The sequence below is a fragment of the Streptomyces sp. BK022 genome, from assembly GCF_004217355.1.
GTDB lineage: Bacteria > Actinomycetota > Actinomycetes > Streptomycetales > Streptomycetaceae > Streptomyces > Streptomyces griseoluteus.
Window position 1 is genome coordinate 17,319 of record NZ_SHKU01000007.1, and the last position, 15,360, is coordinate 32,678.

Sequence of the window (15,360 nt, forward strand, 5' to 3'; positions counted from 1 at the left end):
AGAGATGCACCGAATGAGGTGAACGATGTCCCTCGATCCGGGTCCCGAGTTGACACCGCAGGTGTGAACCGCTGTCCTAGGGGGCATGCTCGCCGACCTCGCACCCACCACGACCCGCGCCGCCGGGTCTCTCGGTGCTGCCGGCCTGCGTCTCAGCTGTTGTTGCTGTCCCTGCTGTTGAGCCGACCGCGCTCCAGCGGACCCCGGGCCCACTCCGGCCCCGCGTGTCCCACCGTTCCCCCACCCCTCCGGGGACGCCCGCCCGTACGCCCGTGATCCGGGCCGGGGCCCAGCGACACCCAGCCGCCACCTCTCCGCCGAGGAACCCCACACCCCCATGAACAGCGACAACGACCTCCAGATCGCCGGTGACCTCCTCGAAGTCCCCCACCTGCTGCAGCCGCCCCGCGAGCACCCGGTGACCGTCGCCGAGTTCGCCGGGCTGGCCCGCGCGGTCGCCGCCGACCGCGACCAGTGGGCGCACCTGGTCCGCTACGACGCCACCACCCGCTGGTACCACCGGCTGCGCACCGGCCCCGGCTACGAGGTGTGGCTGCTGTCCTGGGTGCCGGGCCAGGGCAGCGGGCCGCACGACCACGGCCGCTCCTCCGGCGTCCTCACCGTGCTGGAGGGCACCCTGACCGAGCGCACCGGCCGGGGCACCCGCACCCTCACCGCCGGCGCCCAGCGGGTCTTCGCGCCCGGCTATGTGCACGACGTGGTCAACGACGCGCTGGAGCCCGCGGTCAGCCTGCACATCTACCACCCGGGCCTCACCGAGATGCCCATGCACACGGCACAGCACTGCGAGGCCCGTACGGAGCCGAGCCCGGCCGCGGTGTGATCACCGGCCGCACGCGCTGTCGGCGGCTGCTGACACACTGATCCCATGCGCATTGTGGTTCTGGCAGGCGGCATCGGCGGTGCCCGGTTCCTGCGCGGTCTGAAGCAGGCCGCCCCGGACGCGGACATCACGGTCATCGGCAACACCGGCGACGACATCCATCTCTTCGGGCTGAAGGTCTGTCCCGACCTCGACACCGTGATGTACACGCTCGGCGGCGGCATCAACGAGGACCAGGGCTGGGGGCGGGCGGACGAGACCTTCCACCTCAAGGAGGAGCTCGCGGCCTACGGCGCCGGACCGGGCTGGTTCGGGCTCGGCGACCGGGACTTCGCCACGCACATCGTGCGGACCCAGATGCTGGGCGCCGGGTATCCGCTGAGCGCGGTCACCGAGGCGCTCTGCGACCGCTGGAAGCCGGGCGTGAAGCTGATCCCGATGACCGACGACCGGGTGGAGACCCACGTCGCCGTCGATCTGGACGGCGAGCGCAAGGCGGTCCACTTCCAGGAGTACTGGGTGCGGCTGCGCGCGTCGGTGCCCGCCGAGGCCGTGGTGCCGGTCGGCGCCGAGCAGGCCAAGCCCGCGCCCGGTGTGCTGGAGGCCATCGCGGAGGCCGACGTCATCCTCTTCCCGCCGTCCAACCCTGTGGTGTCCGTGGGCACCATCCTCGCGGTGCCCGGCATCCGGGAGGCCATCGCGGAGGCGGGCGTCCCGGTGGTCGGGCTCTCCCCCATCGTCGGTGACGCGCCGGTGCGCGGGATGGCCGACAAGGTGCTCGCCGCCGTCGGCGTGGAGTCCACCGCCGCCGCGGTCGCCGCGCACTACGGCTCCGGGCTGCTGGACGGCTGGCTGGTGGACACCGTGGACGCCGGCTCCGTCGGGACGGTGGAGGCGGCCGGCATCCGCTGCCGTGCCGTCCCGCTGATGATGAGCGACCTGGACGCGACCGCCGCGATGGCGCGCGAGGCGCTGGAGCTGGCCGGGGAGGTGCGGACCGCGTGAGCGAGTACCGGGTCTGGGCGCCCTCAGGTCTGCCCGAGGTGGCGCCGGGCGCCGACCTGGCCAAGCTGATCGCCGCGGCGGAGCCGGGTCTCGCCGACGGGGACGTGCTGCTCGTCACCTCCAAGATCGTCTCCAAGGCCGAGGGACGCGTCGTGCGGGCCGCCGACCGGGAGGCCGCGATCGACGCCGAGACCGTGCGCGTGGTGGCCCGGCGCGGACCCCTGCGCATCGTGGAGAACCGGCAGGGCCTGGTCATGGCCGCCGCCGGGGTCGACGCGTCCAACACCGCCGAGGGCACCGTGCTGCTGCTGCCCGAGGACCCGGACGCCTCCGCGCGCGCGATCCGCGAGGGCCTGCGGGAGGCGCTGGGCGTCACCGTGGGCGTGATCGTCACCGACACCTTCGGCCGCCCCTGGCGCGCCGGGCTCACCGACGTGGCGATCGGCGCGGCCGGGGTGCGGGTCCTGGACGACCTGCGCGGCGGCACCGACGCGCACGGCAACCCGCTCTCCGCGACCGTCGTGGCCACCGCCGACGAACTCGCCTCGGCCGGGGATTTGGTCAAGGGCAAGGCGTCGGGCCTGCCGGTGGCGGTCGTCCGGGGCCTGCCCCACGTGGTCACCGGCGCCACCGAGCAGGGCGAGGGCGCGCGGGCGATGGTGCGCTCCGCGCGGGACGACATGTTCCGGCTCGGCACCTCCGAGGCGGTACGGGAGGCGCTGAGCCTGCGCCGTACCGTGCGGGCCTTCACCGACGAGCCGGTCGACCCCGGCTCGGTGCGCCGGGCGGTGGCCGCCGCCGTGACCGCGCCCGCCCCGCACCACACCACGCCGTGGCGGTTCGTGCTGCTGGAGTCGGCCGGGTCCCGGCTCGCCCTGCTGGACGCGATGCGGGACGCCTGGATCGCCGACCTGCGCCGGGACGGCAAGAGCGAGGAGTCCATCGCCAAGCGGGTCCGGCGCGGTGACGTCCTGCGCAACGCCCCGTACCTGGCCGTGCCCTGCCTCGTCATGGACGGCTCGCACACCTACGGCGACGCGCGGCGGGACGCGGCCGAGCGGGAGATGTTCGTGGTCGCCACGGGCGCGGGCGTGCAGAACTTCCTGGTCGCGCTGGCCGGGGAGCGGCTGGGCTCGGCCTGGGTGTCGTCCACGATGTTCTGCCGCGACGTGGTCCGCGAGGTGCTGGACCTGCCCGCCGGCTGGGACCCGATGGGCGCGGTGGCGATCGGTCATGCGGCCCAGGAGCCCCCGGCCCGGCCGCCGCGGGAGGCGGGGGCCTTCATCGAGGTGCGCTGAGGCGGGTTCCGCCGGGGAGGCCCTAGTCTCGTAGGGCACCCCCGCCCCATCCGCACCCTGAGGACCTCTCCCCGTGGCAGGACGTTTCGCCCCCCGGCCCCCGTCGCACGCGACCGTGCGCGCGGCGGCTCCGGCGTCCGTGGTGCCCCGGCAGGCGGCCGGGCCCCGGACGCGGACGTGGGTGCCCCCGGGGCCGTACGACCTCGGTCTGGTGCTCGGGCCGCTGCGGCGCGGGGGCGGTGACCCGACGTTCCGGGCGGCGCGCGACGGCTCGGTGTGGCGGGCCACCCGTACCCCCGCCGGACCCGGCACGCTGCGCGTGTCCACGTGCGGCGGCGAGGTGCGCGGCGAGGCGTGGGGGCCCGGCGCCGACTGGCTACTGGACCGGCTGCCCGAACTGCTGGGCGCATCCGACGAGCCCGACGCCTTCGAGCCCCGGCACCGGCTGGTCGCCCTCGCCCGGCACCGGCGCCCCGGACTGCGGCTGACCCGGACCGGGCTGGTGCTGGAGTCGCTGATCCCCTCGGTGCTGGAGCAGAAGGTCACCGCCGACGAGGCGTACCGGGCCTGGCGGCGGCTGGTGAGCTGGTTCGGGGAGCCCGCACCCGGCCCGGCCGGTACCGGTGAGCGCCCGATGTGGGTGATGCCCGCGCCCCGGACCTGGGCGCTGATCCCCTCGTGGGAGTGGCACCGGGCGGGCGTGGACGACAAGCGGGCCTCCACCATCCTGCGGGCCGTCCGGGTGGCCGCGCGGCTGGAGCAGGCGGTGGGGATGACCCCGGCCGAGGCGCGGGCCCGGCTGGAGGTCGTCCCCGGCATCGGCCCGTGGACCTCGGCCGAGGTGGTGCAGCGCAGCCATGGCGCGCCGGACGCGGTGACCACGGGCGACCTGCACCTGCCCCGCATCGTCGGCTGGGCGCTGGCCGGGAACCGGGACGCGGACGACGCGGAGATGCTGCGCCTGCTGGAGCCGTACGCCCCCGAGGGGCAGCGTCACCGGGCCGCCCGCTATGTCCTGCTCAGCGGCTACGCACCGCCGCGCCGGCACCCCAAGATGCGGAAGACGGACATCGGGAAGTGGTGAGGCGGGTCACTGGTCGGACGAGAACCTGACCGCCCCGGCCGGGATGCGCGCGTCGCACCACACCCGGACCCCGTCCCGCAGCTCGTTGTCGGCTCCGACCACGGCGCCGTCCCCGATCACCGCCCCTGACAGGACCGACCGTTCGCCGACGCGGGCCCGGCTGCCGATGAGGGAGTCGGTGACGACCGCACCCGGCTCGATGACCGCGCCCGGCAGGATCGTGGAGCCGCACACCCGCGCCCCCTCGGCGACGAACGCGCCCTCGCCCACCACCGTGCCCCCGGTCAGCTTGGCGTCCGGCGCGACCCTGGCCGTGGGCAGGATCAGCCGGTCCCCCCGCCGGCCGGGCACGGCGGGCGAGGGGGCGCGGCCCATGACGAGGTCGGCGGAGCCCCGGACGAAGGCGGCCGGGGTGCCGAGGTCCAGCCAGTAGGTGGAGTCGACCATGCCCTGGAGGTGGGCCCCCGCGGCCAGCAGGCCGGGGAAGGTCTCGCGTTCCACGGAGACCGGGCGCCCGGCGGGGATGGTGTCGATGACGGAGCGGCGGAAGACGTAGGCGCCCGCGTTGATCTGGTCGGTGACGATCTCCTCCGGCGTCTGCGGCTTCTCCAGGAAGGCCAGCACGCGGCCGGTGTCGTCGGTCGGGACCAGTCCGTAGGCGCGGGGGTCGGTGACCTTGGTCAGGTGCAGGGAGACGTCGGCGCCGCTGGACTCGTGGGTGTCGACCAGGGCCCGGATGTCGAGGCCGGTGAGGATGTCGCCGTTGAAGACCAGGACGGACTCGTCCGGGCCGGAGCGCAGCCGTGCGGCGACGTTGCGGAGGGCGCCGCCGGTGCCGAGCGGCTCCTTCTCGGTGACGTACTCCAGGTGGAGGCCCAGGGCGGAGCCGTCGCCGAAGTGGGGTTCGAAGACCTCGGCGAGGTAGCTGGTGGCGAGGACGATGTGGTCCACGCCCGCGGCTCTCGCTCTCGCCAGCTGGTGCGTGAGGAACGGCACCCCGGCCGCCGGGACCATGGGCTTGGGCGTGTGCACCGTGAGCGGCCGCAGCCGCGTGCCCTTGCCGCCGACCAGGAGGATCGCTTCTGTCACCTGTCGTCTCCGCTTCCTGCCGGGACCGGCGGAACGTCTCGTTTTCGGCCGGCCAGTGTAGGCAGACGGTGCGGGGCCGGCCGTCGATGGCCGCGCGGTGTCGGGCGGATCGGCGGGCGCCGTCCCCCGGCCGTACGCGTCCGCACGGGCGAGTGCCCGCCCGACGCCCGGCGCGGGCGGCGGCCCTGAGCGGCCGTCGGGCGCGGCCCCGCCCGCGTACCCTTGCGCGGATGAACGCCACCGATCGCACCCCAGCCGGCCTGCTGCGTTCCGCGCTCGCCGCGGACGCCGGACGCCCCCTGGTGACCTTCTACGACGACGCCACGGGCGAACGCGTCGAGCTGTCCGTCGCCACCTTCGCCAACTGGGTGGCCAAGACCGCCAATCTGCTCCAGGGCGAGCTGTCCGTGGCCCCCGGCGACCGGGTCGCGCTGCTGCTGCCCGCGCACTGGCAGACGGCCGTGTGGCTGCTGGCGTGCTCGTCGGTGGGCGCGGTGGCCGATGTCTCCGGGGACCCGGCCTCGGCGGACGTGGTGGTGAGCGGGCCGGACACCCTTCCTCAGGCGCGGGCCTGCCGGGGCGAGCGGGTCGCGCTGGCGCTGCGTCCGCTGGGCGGGCGGTTCCCGCAGGTGCCGGAGGGCTTCATGGACTACGCCGCCGAAGTGCCGGGCCAGGGTGACCGGTTCGCCCCCTTCGCGCCGGTGGACCCGGAGGAGGCCGCGCTGATCGTGGCCGGGGCCGAGTTCACCGGGGCCGAGGTGGTGGAGCGGGCGCTCGCCGACGCACCCGGCCTGGACCTGACCGGGCCGGGCTCCCGGCTGCTGTCGGGGCTGCCGTACGACACCTGGGCCGGGCTGAGCGCGGGGCTGTACGCGCCGCTGGCCGCCGGGGGCTCGGTGGTGCTGTGCCGCAACCTCGACAAGCTGCCCGCCGACGCGCTGGCGCAGCGCATCGACGCCGAGCGGGTGACGGCCTCCCGGCACTAGGGAGTGTCCCGTTCGGCCCAGCAAAGGGCGGCCCGGAGCCGCCCGCGCGGCCATGGTCGTAGGAGCAGGACGTGACGCCCGGACGACCGCGAGGGGTGGTGCCGCCGTGCCCGAGAGCGCGGACGACCCTGCCGTGCCCGGCGCCTCGGCCACCGGGGACGGGCTCGAGCTGCGGCGCCGGCGGCGGTGGCTGAGGGGCGGCGCGCTCGGCACGGCCGTCCTGCTCCTGACGGCGGGCGGGGCCGGCTGGGCGCTGTACGCCCGGCTCAGCGACAACATCACCCCCGACGAGGCGGCCGCGCGCGAGCTGGCCCGCTATGACAAGGAGCGGCCCACCGCGCTGGTGTCGGGGGCCCAGAACATCCTGCTGATCGGCACCGACAGCCGCGCCGGGGACGGCAACGGGCGGTACGGGCGGGATACGGGCACGGAGCGCTCGGACACCACGATCCTGCTCCACCTGGCGGCCGACCGGCGCAGCGCCACCGCCGTATCGCTCCCCCGCGACCTGATGGTGCGCGTCCCGGCCTGCCCGCGCACCGCGGGCGGGCGGACCCAACCGTCGTTCGCCATGCTCAACACGGCCTTCCAGGTGGGCGGTTCGGCCTGCACCATCCGTACCGTCGAGGAGCTGACCGGCATCCGGGTCGATCACCACGTGGTCGTCGACTTCAGCGGGTTCCAGCAGATGGTGGACGCCGTCGACGGGGTGCCGGTGTGCCTGCGCGAGCCCGTCGACGACAAGGCGGCCGGGCTGAAGCTGCCCGCGGGACGGGTCACCCTCGACGGCGAGCAGGCGCTCGGCTACGTACGGGCCCGCAAGACGCTCGGGGACGGCAGCGACACCGACCGGATGGACCGCCAGCAGCGGTTTCTCGGCGCGCTGGTGGAGAAGGTGCGCGGCGACGGCGTCCTGCTGAACCCGGTGAAGCTCTATCCGGTGCTGGACGCGGCCACCTCGGCGCTCACCACCGACCCCGAGCTGGCCAGTCTGCGGGGTTTGTACCGGTTGGTCCGGGGAGTGCGTGACATCCCCACCGAACAGATGCGATTCCTCACCGCTCCGCGCGAGGCGTATGTATACGACTCCGACCGTGACCAACTCGTGCAGCCCGAGGCCGGGGAACTGTTCGCCCGGCTGCGCGCGGACCGGCCCGTCGAGGTGGCGGACACTTCACCGGATACCGGCGGTAAAGCACCCGGCGACAACGCCGGAAACTCCCCTTCGGCCACCCCCACCTACCGGGGCAGCACAGCCGCCGCGCACACGTGTGAGTAATCCCCACACCAAATCGGCGAACTTTTGTTCAGAGGAATGAGCGGGATTGCCCACTTCTAGGAACGTGGAATTCGTCACCGGCGTCGCTCGACCCTGAACTGGGCGGATAGTGTGAGCGACCCGGTGCACCCCGGCCCGTGAGGTCCGTCCTCCGACCGCGCACCGTTTCACCGAGACCCGAGCGCCTACGAGGGGGAAGGCGCCGCGTGGCCCCGACGGAGGATTCGGACAACCGTGGACGCGCAAAGCCGTGGGCGGGCGGAGAACATCGACCCCGCAGACCAGTGGGTACTCAATCCGAACACCGGCGAATACGAACTGCGACTGGGCAATTCCGCACCGCAGTCACCTGTTCCCGGACCGCGGGCCTCCCGGCGCGGCCGTCCCGCTGATCCCGAGGCCGAGCGCGGCCGGGGCGGCGCGGCGGTACGGGAGGCTCCGGAGCGCGGCGCCGAGGTGCCGCAGCCGCGCCGCCGCAGGGGGGCCGAGCCGGAGCCGCCTCCGGGGCGGCGCAACCGGCGCCCGGTGAAGAAGAAGTCGAAGACCAAGAAGATCGTGGCCTGGACCGGCGGCGGTCTGGCCCTGGTGCTGGTCGCCACGGGCTCGGCGGGCTACCTCTACCTCAAGCACCTCGAGGGCAACGTCTCCGCGACCGACGTCGGCAGCGCGGCGAAGCAGGGCTTCAGCAAGGACGACGCCTTCAACATCCTCATCATCGGCACCGACAAGCGCACCGGCGCCGGCAACGAGGGCTACGGCGACAAGAACAGCGTCGGCCACGCGGACACCAACATCCTGCTGCACGTCGCCAAGGACCGGACCAACGCGACGGCGCTGAGCATCCCCCGCGACATGATCGTGGACGTGCCGGACTGCGAGACCATCCAGCCGGACGGCAGCAAGAAGGTCATCCCCGGCTCCAGCCAGGTCCGCTTCAACACCAGCCTCGGCCAGGAGGGCCGGGACGCGGGCTGCACGATGCGCACGGTGAAGGCGGTCACGGGCATCACGCCGGACCACTTCATGATGGTCGACTTCAACGCGGTCAAGACGCTGACCTCGGCGGTCGGCGGCGTCAAGGTCTGCCTGAAGCACCCGGTGAACGACAAGGACTCCCACCTGCGGCTGCCCGCCGGCGAGTCCAAGATCGAGGGCGAGCAGGCGCTGGCGTTCGTCCGTACCCGGCACGCCTGGGGCAACCAGGGCGACCTGGACCGGATCAAGGTGCAGCAGCAGTTCATGGGTTCGCTGATGCGGGACATGTCCTCCAGCGACACCCTGACCAACCCCGGCAAGCTGCTGGACCTCGCCGAGGCAGCGACCAAGGCGCTCACCGTCGACCAGGGCATCAAGTCCGTGAGCACGCTCAAGGACATCGCGCTGGAGATGAAGAAGGTGCCGCCGAAGAACATCACCTTCCTCACGGTGCCGGTGATCGACAACCCGGCGGAGAAGGTGCACGCGACGGTCGTGGTCAACCGGACCGCCGGCCCGGAGATCTTCGACGCCATCAACAACGACGTCTCCTTCACCGACGTCAAGAAGAAGGAGAAGGCCGCCAAGGACGCCCAGGCCGCCCGGCTCAAGGGCACCAGGTCGGCCCCCTCCGACGTGCGGGTGCGCATCATGAACGGCGGCGCGACCGACGGCGCCGCGCAGGAGGTCGTGAACTGGATGCAGACCGAGAAGAGCATCCTCAAGTCGGAGAACGCGGGCAACGCCCCCGCCGAGTTGAAGAAGACGACGCTGGAGTACGCCCCCGACCAGGCACCGCAGGCGCGTGAACTGGCGGCCCTCATGGGGCTGCCGGGGTCGGCTCTGAAGCCGGGCAGGAGCGTGGAGAACGCGCAGGGCCTGCCCGCGATGAGCCTGACGCTGGGCAAGGACTTCAAGGGCGCGGGCGTCTCGCTCACGGCTCCGGCGAAGGCACCCGACGTGGGTGAGAAGTCCACCGCGGACAAGGTGGAGTGCGCCTCCTAGGTAACCCAATGGGCCCGTCGTGCGTCTAACTCGGCGCGGGACGGGCCCGTTTGCTGCGTGTGTGGTGGAAGGACGGGGAGTTGTCGCAAAGTCGGGTTCGGGGGAGGGGTTCGGTGGCGCAGGACACCAGAGAGCGCGCGCCGAGGGCCGGGGGCCCGCGCGACCAAGGCTCCGGCCGGGGCGGCGGCAGAGGCCGGGGCCGCGCCGGAAAGCGGGGCGGGCGGCGCGCGCTGCGCTGGTCGGCGAGTGTGCTGGCGCTGCTGATACTCGGCACGGCCGGCGCCGGATACCTGTACTACCAACACCTCAACGGGAACATCCAACGAGGCGCGCGCACCGGCAGCGACGACTCGCGGGCCGAGCGCACCCGGCCCAACGCGAACGGCCAGACCCCGCTGAACATCCTGCTGATCGGCTCGGACAGCCGCGCCTCCGCGGAGAACGTCAAGCTCGGCGGCAGCAAGGACAACCGCGACAACCCGCCCCTCGGTGACGTCCAGATGCTGATCCATGTCTCCGCGGACCGCAAGAGCGCCGCCATGGTGAGCATCCCCCGCGACACCCGCGTGGACATCCCCGAGTGCAAGGACGCCAAGACCGGAAGGGTCTACCCGGCGACCAACGACATCATCAACACCACGCTCGCGCGGGGCGGCGCCGGCTGCACGCTGGCGACCTGGGAGAACCTCACCGGGGTCTACATCGACCACTGGATGACGATCGACTTCGCCGGGGTGGTGCGCATGGCGGACGCGATCCGCGGGGTCGACGTCTGCGTCAACCAGAACGTCTGGGACCGCTCCACCGCCGCCCAGCGCGGCGGTTCCGGCCTGAAGATGACGGCGGGGACGCACAAGGTCAAGGGTGAGCAGGCCCTGCAGTGGCTGCGCACCCGGCACGCCTGGGGCAGTGACGTGATGCGCGCCCGCGCCCAGCACATGTACCTGAACTCGATGATCCGCACCCTCAAGGGCCAGAACGTCTTCACCGACAGCGGCCGGCTGATGGACCTCGCCGAGGCGGCCACCAAGTCCCTGACCGTCTCCGACGAGATCAGCAGCGTCAAGAAGCTGTACGACCTCGGTATGGAGCTGAAGGCGGTGCCGACCAACCGGATCACCTCGGTGACGATGCCGAACATCGAGGACCCGCGGAACAGTTCGCATGTGCTTCCCGCCCAGGGCGGCGCCGACAAGCTGTGGCAGATGCTCCGCGAGGACGTCTCCCTGGACAAGAACGGCAAGCCGGCCAAGAAGACGGTCGCGGACGCCGAGCCCGTCAAGGCGGCCTCCGCCGCCCCCGAGCGGCTCGGGGTGCAGGTGCGGAACGGCACCCGCAGCGACACCCTCGCCCCGGTCAGCGGCCGCGCCCGGGCGGTGGCGAGCGCCCTGGTGGCCAAGGGGTACGGCCAGGCCCAGGCGGACACCACGGCGGCGCCGGCCGCCGACGAGACGGTGGTGCGCTACCCGAGCGCCGACCTGGAGGGCGACGCCCAGGCGGTGGCCAAGGCGCTGGGCATCCCGGTGAAGCAGGTGGAACGTTCCACCGACGTCTCCGGTGTGACCGTCGTGGTCGGCGCGGACTGGCGCACCGGCGACACCTACCCCGAGAAGGCCGCCCCGAAGGCCGGCGACCTGCCCACCGGCACGGACGCCATCAACGGCTCGGACGACAAGTCCTGCATGGACGTGTACAAGCCGTACCGCTGGTAGCCGGCCGGCGGCGTGGAAGGGCCCCTCCCGGCAGCCGGGAGGGGCCCTTCCACGCCGTCACCACCAGGGTTCGAGCACCGCCGGGCGGCGGGACGCGAGGAGCGCCCGGACGGCGCCGCGCAGATGCCCCTGCTCGTCGAGCAGGGGCATGATCACGGACACGGCGGGATACCGCACGTCGGGCTCGGCGCGCACCAGGGACTCGCGTTACCGCGAACGGGGGACACCGTTGCGCGCCGCCGCGGCCGCGACGCGGGCTGGAGATCGTATCGGCCTACGGTGATCACATTCCCACGTACGGCCGCATCCCGGAGGTGTCCCTTGCCCAGACCGCCTCGGCCCCCCGCCCCCTCCGTCCGGGGTGCGAGCGGCGCTCCCAGGCCGCCGCGCAGGCCGCGGCCGGCAGGCAGGGTGCGGCGGGCGCCGCTCGTCCGCAGGCGGCGGCCCCGCTGGCCGGTGCGGGCGGTGACCGCGCTGTCGGTGGCGGTGCTCGCCTCGGCCGGGATCGGCCACGCGGTGGTCACCGGCCTGGCCTCCGGCATCGCCCGCGTCGACGCCTTCAAGGACATGAAGAACCGGCCCCGCGCGGGCCACGGCACGAACGTGCTGCTGGTCGGCACCGACGGCCGGGACAAGATCACCGAGGCGGAGCGGCGCGCGTACCGGCTGGGTGGCGCTCCCTGCCACTGCACCGACACGGTGATGATCGTGCACATCTCGGAGGACCGGGAGCGGGCCAGTGTGGTGAGCCTGCCGCGGGACTCCTACACCGAGGTGCCCGAGCACGTCGACCAGACCACCGGTGAGCGGCACCACGCGCACCCGACGAAGCTGAACGCGGCGTACGCCGAGGGCGGGCCGCAGCTCACCGTGCGCACGGTGGAGGCGATGACGCATGTGAAGGTCGACCACTATCTGGAGGTCGACTTCGCCAGCTTCATGAAGACGGTGGACGTGCTCGGCGGGGTGAAGATCTGCACCCCGACCCCGCTGAAGGACTCCTACACCGGACTCGACCTCGCGCCCGGCCCGCACACCCTGGGCGGCGGGCAGGCGCTCCAGTACGTCCGCGCCCGGCATGTGGACGGGGCGAGCGACCTGGGGCGGATGCAGCGCCAGCAGCGGTTCATGGCGGCGCTGATCGAGCGGGCCACGTCCTCGGGGGTGCTGTTCAACCCCATGCGGTTCCGGGACGTGACGCGGGCGGTGCTCGGCTCGGTGCGGGCGGACAACGGGTTCGGCACCGACGAGCTGCTCGACCTCGGCCGGGCCATGCGGAACTTCTCGCCCTCGTCCTCGGAGTTCACCACCGTGCCCATCGGACAGATGGGGTACGCCGTGAAGGGCATCGGCTCGACCCTGAAGTGGGACCCGGTCAAGTCCGAGCGGCTCTTCGCCGACCTGCGCGACGACAAGCCGCTCGGCGCCCACCCGGCGGCGAAGGCCCCGGCGGCCACGACCGTCGAGGTCGACCCGCACACGGTCCGGGTCCGGGTGGAGAACGGTACCGGCACGGCGGGGCTCGGCCGCAAGGTGGACGCGGCCCTCGCCGCGACCGGCTTCGCCACCACTCACCGGCCGGTGACCGCCGCGCACCCCGTCGCCCGCACGGTCATCTCCTACGACCCCCGCTGGGACCGCTCCGCCCGCTCCCTCGCCGTCGCCCTGCCCGGCAGCGAACTCCACCCGACCCCCGGCCTCGGCCCCGTCCTCCGCGTGACGGCCGGCGCCGACTGGACATCCGTCCACCCGGTGAAGCCCCCGCAGATCGCCACCCCGGACGCCCCGGTGGTCCGGGGCGACGAGGTGGTGTGCTCCGGGGAGGCGTAGCGCCGCGCGGCCCGGACGGGTAGGGGGTGGGCACGGCTGCCCTCCCGGACCCGGCGAGGCTCGGGCGGGGCGACGGTCGGACAGGGCTGCCCGTCCCGCCCGAGCCTCGCCGGGTCCGAATCGGGCGGGACACATGGTCCGGTGGGGTGGCCGTCCGTACCAACGACATGCCCACCGCCGCACTCCGCCCCTCACGGCAGGGCGCGGAAAGCGAGACCCGTGGGTCTCGGTGGCGCACCAGCGACGCGCGGTACGCGGCACCGCGGTGGGCCGCCGCTCGGCGCGGGCGTTCAGTCGGTGATGCCCTCCGCCGCGCGGCGTTCGCGCAGCTCCCGGATGGCCCGGCGGCGGGCGAGGCGGTGGGTGCGGCGGATCTGGGCTTCCTGGTGGCGGCGGCGGTCGCGTTCGGTCTCGGGGATGACCGGGGGGACCTGGCGGGGCTTGCCGTCGGCGTCGACGCCGGTGAAGACGAGGTAGGCGGAGCCGACCTGGGTGGGGGGCGCGGACTCGTTCCAGCGCTCGGCCAGGACCCGTACGCCGATCTCCATGGAGGTGCGGCCGGTCCAGTTCACCTGCGCCTTGACGTGCACCAGGTCGCCGACGCGCACCGGCTCCAGGAAGACCATCTCGTCCATGGACGCGGTGACGGCGGGCCCGCCGGAGTGGCGGCCCGCCACGGCGCCCGCGGCGTCGTCGACGAGCTTCATGATCACACCACCGTGCACCGTCCCCAGCAGGTTGGTGTCGTTGTGGGTCATGATGTGGCTGAGGGTGGTGCGGGAAGCGGAAGTGGGCTTGCCCGGGATCTCCGGAGAAGCGGCGGGCGCCTGGTCTGTCATGTCCCCCACCTTATGCCGAAGCGGCTTTCGCGGAATTTATGTCGGGTTCGCAACAGAGACGCTCCGATTTTCCGACAACCCTTGTAAGGCATCCGTGGGCACCCTGCACACTGGGGCGCATGAATGACTGGCCCGAGGGATGGTCCGACGACGAGCGCGGCCCCCGCTACGGACGCGGCAGCGCCGGTGCGCAGCCGGAAGGCCCGCGCGTGATGCGGCAGGTACGACGCCCGGCCGCGCCGCCGCCCGGCGCTCCCGCGCCGCAGTACGGCGGCGGTGTGCCCAGGCAGCCGTCGTACGTCGACGGCCAGGGCCACGACGGCTACGACAGCGGTTACAACACCGGCCAGGTGTACGGCGGTGGCGGCCCCGGTGGCCCCGGCGCCCCGGCCGGCACGCGCGCACCCCGCCCGGCGCCCAACTGGGGCCGCCGGATCAAGGTGGGCGCGATCACCCTGGCCGCCGTGCTGGTCGTCACCTCGGTGGCCACCTACTTCTGGGCCGACTCCAAGCTGAACCGGGACGTCGACCTGTCCCAGGTGATCGACCGACCCTCGGAGGGCGAGGGCACCAACTACCTCATCGTCGGCTCCGACAGCCGCAAGGGCATGACGAGCGAGGACAAGAAGAGACTCCACACGGGGTCCGCCGACGGCCAGCGCACGGACTCGGTGATGATCCTGCACGTCGGCTCCAGCGGCGACACCCTGATATCCCTGCCCCGCGACTCCGACGTGGTGGTCCCCTCCTACAAGGGCTCCACCTCGGGCAAGGTCTACCCCGCCACCGGCCGGCACGCGAAGCTGAACGCGACCTACGCCGAGGACGGCCCGACCCTGCTGACCCGGACCGTGGAGTACAACACCGGGCTGCGCATCGACCACTACGTGGAGATCGGCTTCGCCGGCTTCGCCAACATCGTGGACGCGGTCGGCGGCGTCGACATCAAGATCGACAAGGGGTTCAAGGACAAGTACTCCGGCGCCGACTTCCAGGCGGGCGAGCAGACCCTCAACGGCGAGCAGGCCCTCGCCTTCGTCCGCACCCGGCACGCCTTCGCCGCCTCCGACCTGGAGCGGACCAAGAACCAGCAGAAGTTCCTCGCGGCACTGGCCCACCAGGTGGCGACCCCGTCGACCGTGCTGAACCCGTTCACGTTCTACCCGACGATGGGCGCGGGCCTGGACTCCCTCAGCGTCGACAAGGACATGGGCCTGTTCGACCTGGCCTCGATGTTCTGGGCGATGAAGGGCGTCAACGGCGGCGACGGCACGTCCCTGAACATGCCCGTCTCCGGCTCCGTCGGCGGCAACCTCGTCTGGGACAAGGCGAAGGTGAAGACGCTGGTGGACGAGCTGAAGAACGACGAGAAGGTCACCGTCTCGGGCAACTGAGCCCGTACGCGCCGAAGGCG

General features: G+C 73.1%; 13 protein-coding genes. 10 read left to right on the plus strand and 3 right to left on the minus strand.

Translation table 11 applies throughout. The features are described from left to right. Positions 1–337 precede the first annotated feature (337 nt). The 4 genes from EV284_RS26625 to EV284_RS26640 all read left to right on the plus strand — a co-directional run bounded on the left by EV284_RS26625 (position 338) and on the right by EV284_RS26640 (position 4,231). On the plus strand, positions 338–844 hold the full coding sequence (locus tag EV284_RS26625; RefSeq protein WP_130338516.1) for a cysteine dioxygenase family protein: 507 nt from the start codon (positions 338–340) through the stop codon (positions 842–844). A gap of 45 nt (positions 845–889) precedes the next feature. Further along, complete coding sequence (gene cofD / locus EV284_RS26630; RefSeq protein WP_130338517.1) at positions 890–1,849, plus strand: 2-phospho-L-lactate transferase; 960 nt, start codon at positions 890–892, stop codon at positions 1,847–1,849. After that, positions 1,846–3,147, plus strand: a complete 1,302-nt coding sequence (locus EV284_RS26635) for a coenzyme F420-0:L-glutamate ligase (RefSeq protein WP_130338518.1) — start codon at positions 1,846–1,848, stop codon at positions 3,145–3,147. Before cofD ends, EV284_RS26635 begins: the two co-directional genes overlap by 4 nt. A gap of 73 nt (positions 3,148–3,220) precedes the next feature. Beyond that, positions 3,221–4,231, plus strand: coding sequence for a DNA-3-methyladenine glycosylase (locus tag EV284_RS26640; protein ID WP_207229143.1), 1,011 nt, complete (start codon positions 3,221–3,223; stop codon positions 4,229–4,231). 6 nt (positions 4,232–4,237) lie between these two features. Here EV284_RS26640 and EV284_RS26645 read toward each other — a convergent pair whose 3' ends face one another. Next, complete coding sequence (locus EV284_RS26645; protein ID WP_130338519.1) at positions 4,238–5,320, minus strand: NDP-sugar synthase; 1,083 nt, start codon at positions 5,318–5,320, stop codon at positions 4,238–4,240. Positions 5,321–5,550: 230 nt separating this feature from the next. On the opposite strand from EV284_RS26645, the gene EV284_RS26650 reads away from it, so the two are divergent. From EV284_RS26650 to EV284_RS26665, 4 genes are all read left to right on the plus strand, one after another. Next, positions 5,551–6,306, plus strand: coding sequence for a TIGR03089 family protein (locus EV284_RS26650; RefSeq protein WP_130338520.1), 756 nt, complete (start codon positions 5,551–5,553; stop codon positions 6,304–6,306). Between the two features lie 106 nt (positions 6,307–6,412). After that, positions 6,413–7,585 (plus strand): LCP family protein, encoded by a 1,173-nt coding sequence (locus tag EV284_RS26655; RefSeq protein ID WP_242625836.1) that lies wholly within the window; start codon positions 6,413–6,415, stop codon positions 7,583–7,585. 234 nt (positions 7,586–7,819) lie between these two features. Then, a complete protein-coding gene (locus EV284_RS26660; protein ID WP_130338522.1) occupies positions 7,820–9,565 on the plus strand; it encodes an LCP family protein in 1,746 nt (581 codons plus the stop codon). Positions 9,566–9,678: 113 nt separating this feature from the next. Continuing rightward, positions 9,679–11,277 carry an LCP family protein gene (locus tag EV284_RS26665; protein ID WP_242625837.1) on the plus strand — a complete coding sequence of 533 codons (1,599 nt, stop codon included), beginning with the start codon at positions 9,679–9,681 and terminating at the stop codon, positions 11,275–11,277. A gap of 57 nt (positions 11,278–11,334) precedes the next feature. On the opposite strand, the gene EV284_RS32845 is transcribed toward EV284_RS26665, so the two are convergent. Beyond that, the gene (locus tag EV284_RS32845; protein ID WP_165425656.1) at positions 11,335–11,472 is read right to left on the minus strand and encodes a hypothetical protein; all 138 of its coding nucleotides are present in this window, start codon (positions 11,470–11,472) and stop codon (positions 11,335–11,337) included. Between the two features lie 261 nt (positions 11,473–11,733). On the opposite strand from EV284_RS32845, the gene EV284_RS26670 reads away from it, so the two are divergent. Next, positions 11,734–13,107 (plus strand): LCP family protein, encoded by a 1,374-nt coding sequence (locus EV284_RS26670; protein WP_165425672.1) that lies wholly within the window; start codon positions 11,734–11,736, stop codon positions 13,105–13,107. 290 nt (positions 13,108–13,397) lie between these two features. Here the strand turns inward: EV284_RS26670 and EV284_RS26675 are convergent, their stop codons facing one another. Next, a complete protein-coding gene (locus EV284_RS26675) occupies positions 13,398–13,946 on the minus strand; it encodes an acyl-CoA thioesterase (protein WP_130338525.1) in 549 nt (182 codons plus the stop codon). A 119-nt stretch (positions 13,947–14,065) separates the two neighbouring features. Between EV284_RS26675 and EV284_RS26680 the strand changes: the two genes are divergently transcribed. Continuing rightward, entirely contained in the window at positions 14,066–15,340 is a 1,275-nt protein-coding gene (locus tag EV284_RS26680) for an LCP family protein (RefSeq protein ID WP_207229145.1), read from the plus strand. Positions 15,341–15,360 lie beyond the last annotated feature (20 nt).

Bases quoted from the DNA above. Each gene is read 5' to 3' on its own strand.
- EV284_RS26625 (WP_130338516.1), top strand. From the start codon at position 338: ATGAACAGCGACAACGACCTCCAGATCGCCGGTGACCTCCTCGAAGTC.
- cofD (WP_130338517.1), top strand. From the start codon at position 890: ATGCGCATTGTGGTTCTGGCAGGCGGCATCGGCGGTGCCCGGTTCCTG.
- EV284_RS26650 (WP_130338520.1), top strand. From the start codon at position 5,551: ATGAACGCCACCGATCGCACCCCAGCCGGCCTGCTGCGTTCCGCGCTC.
- EV284_RS26675 (WP_130338525.1), bottom strand. From the start codon at position 13,946: ATGACAGACCAGGCGCCCGCCGCTTCTCCGGAGATCCCGGGCAAGCCC.
- EV284_RS26680 (WP_207229145.1), top strand. From the start codon at position 14,066: ATGAATGACTGGCCCGAGGGATGGTCCGACGACGAGCGCGGCCCCCGC.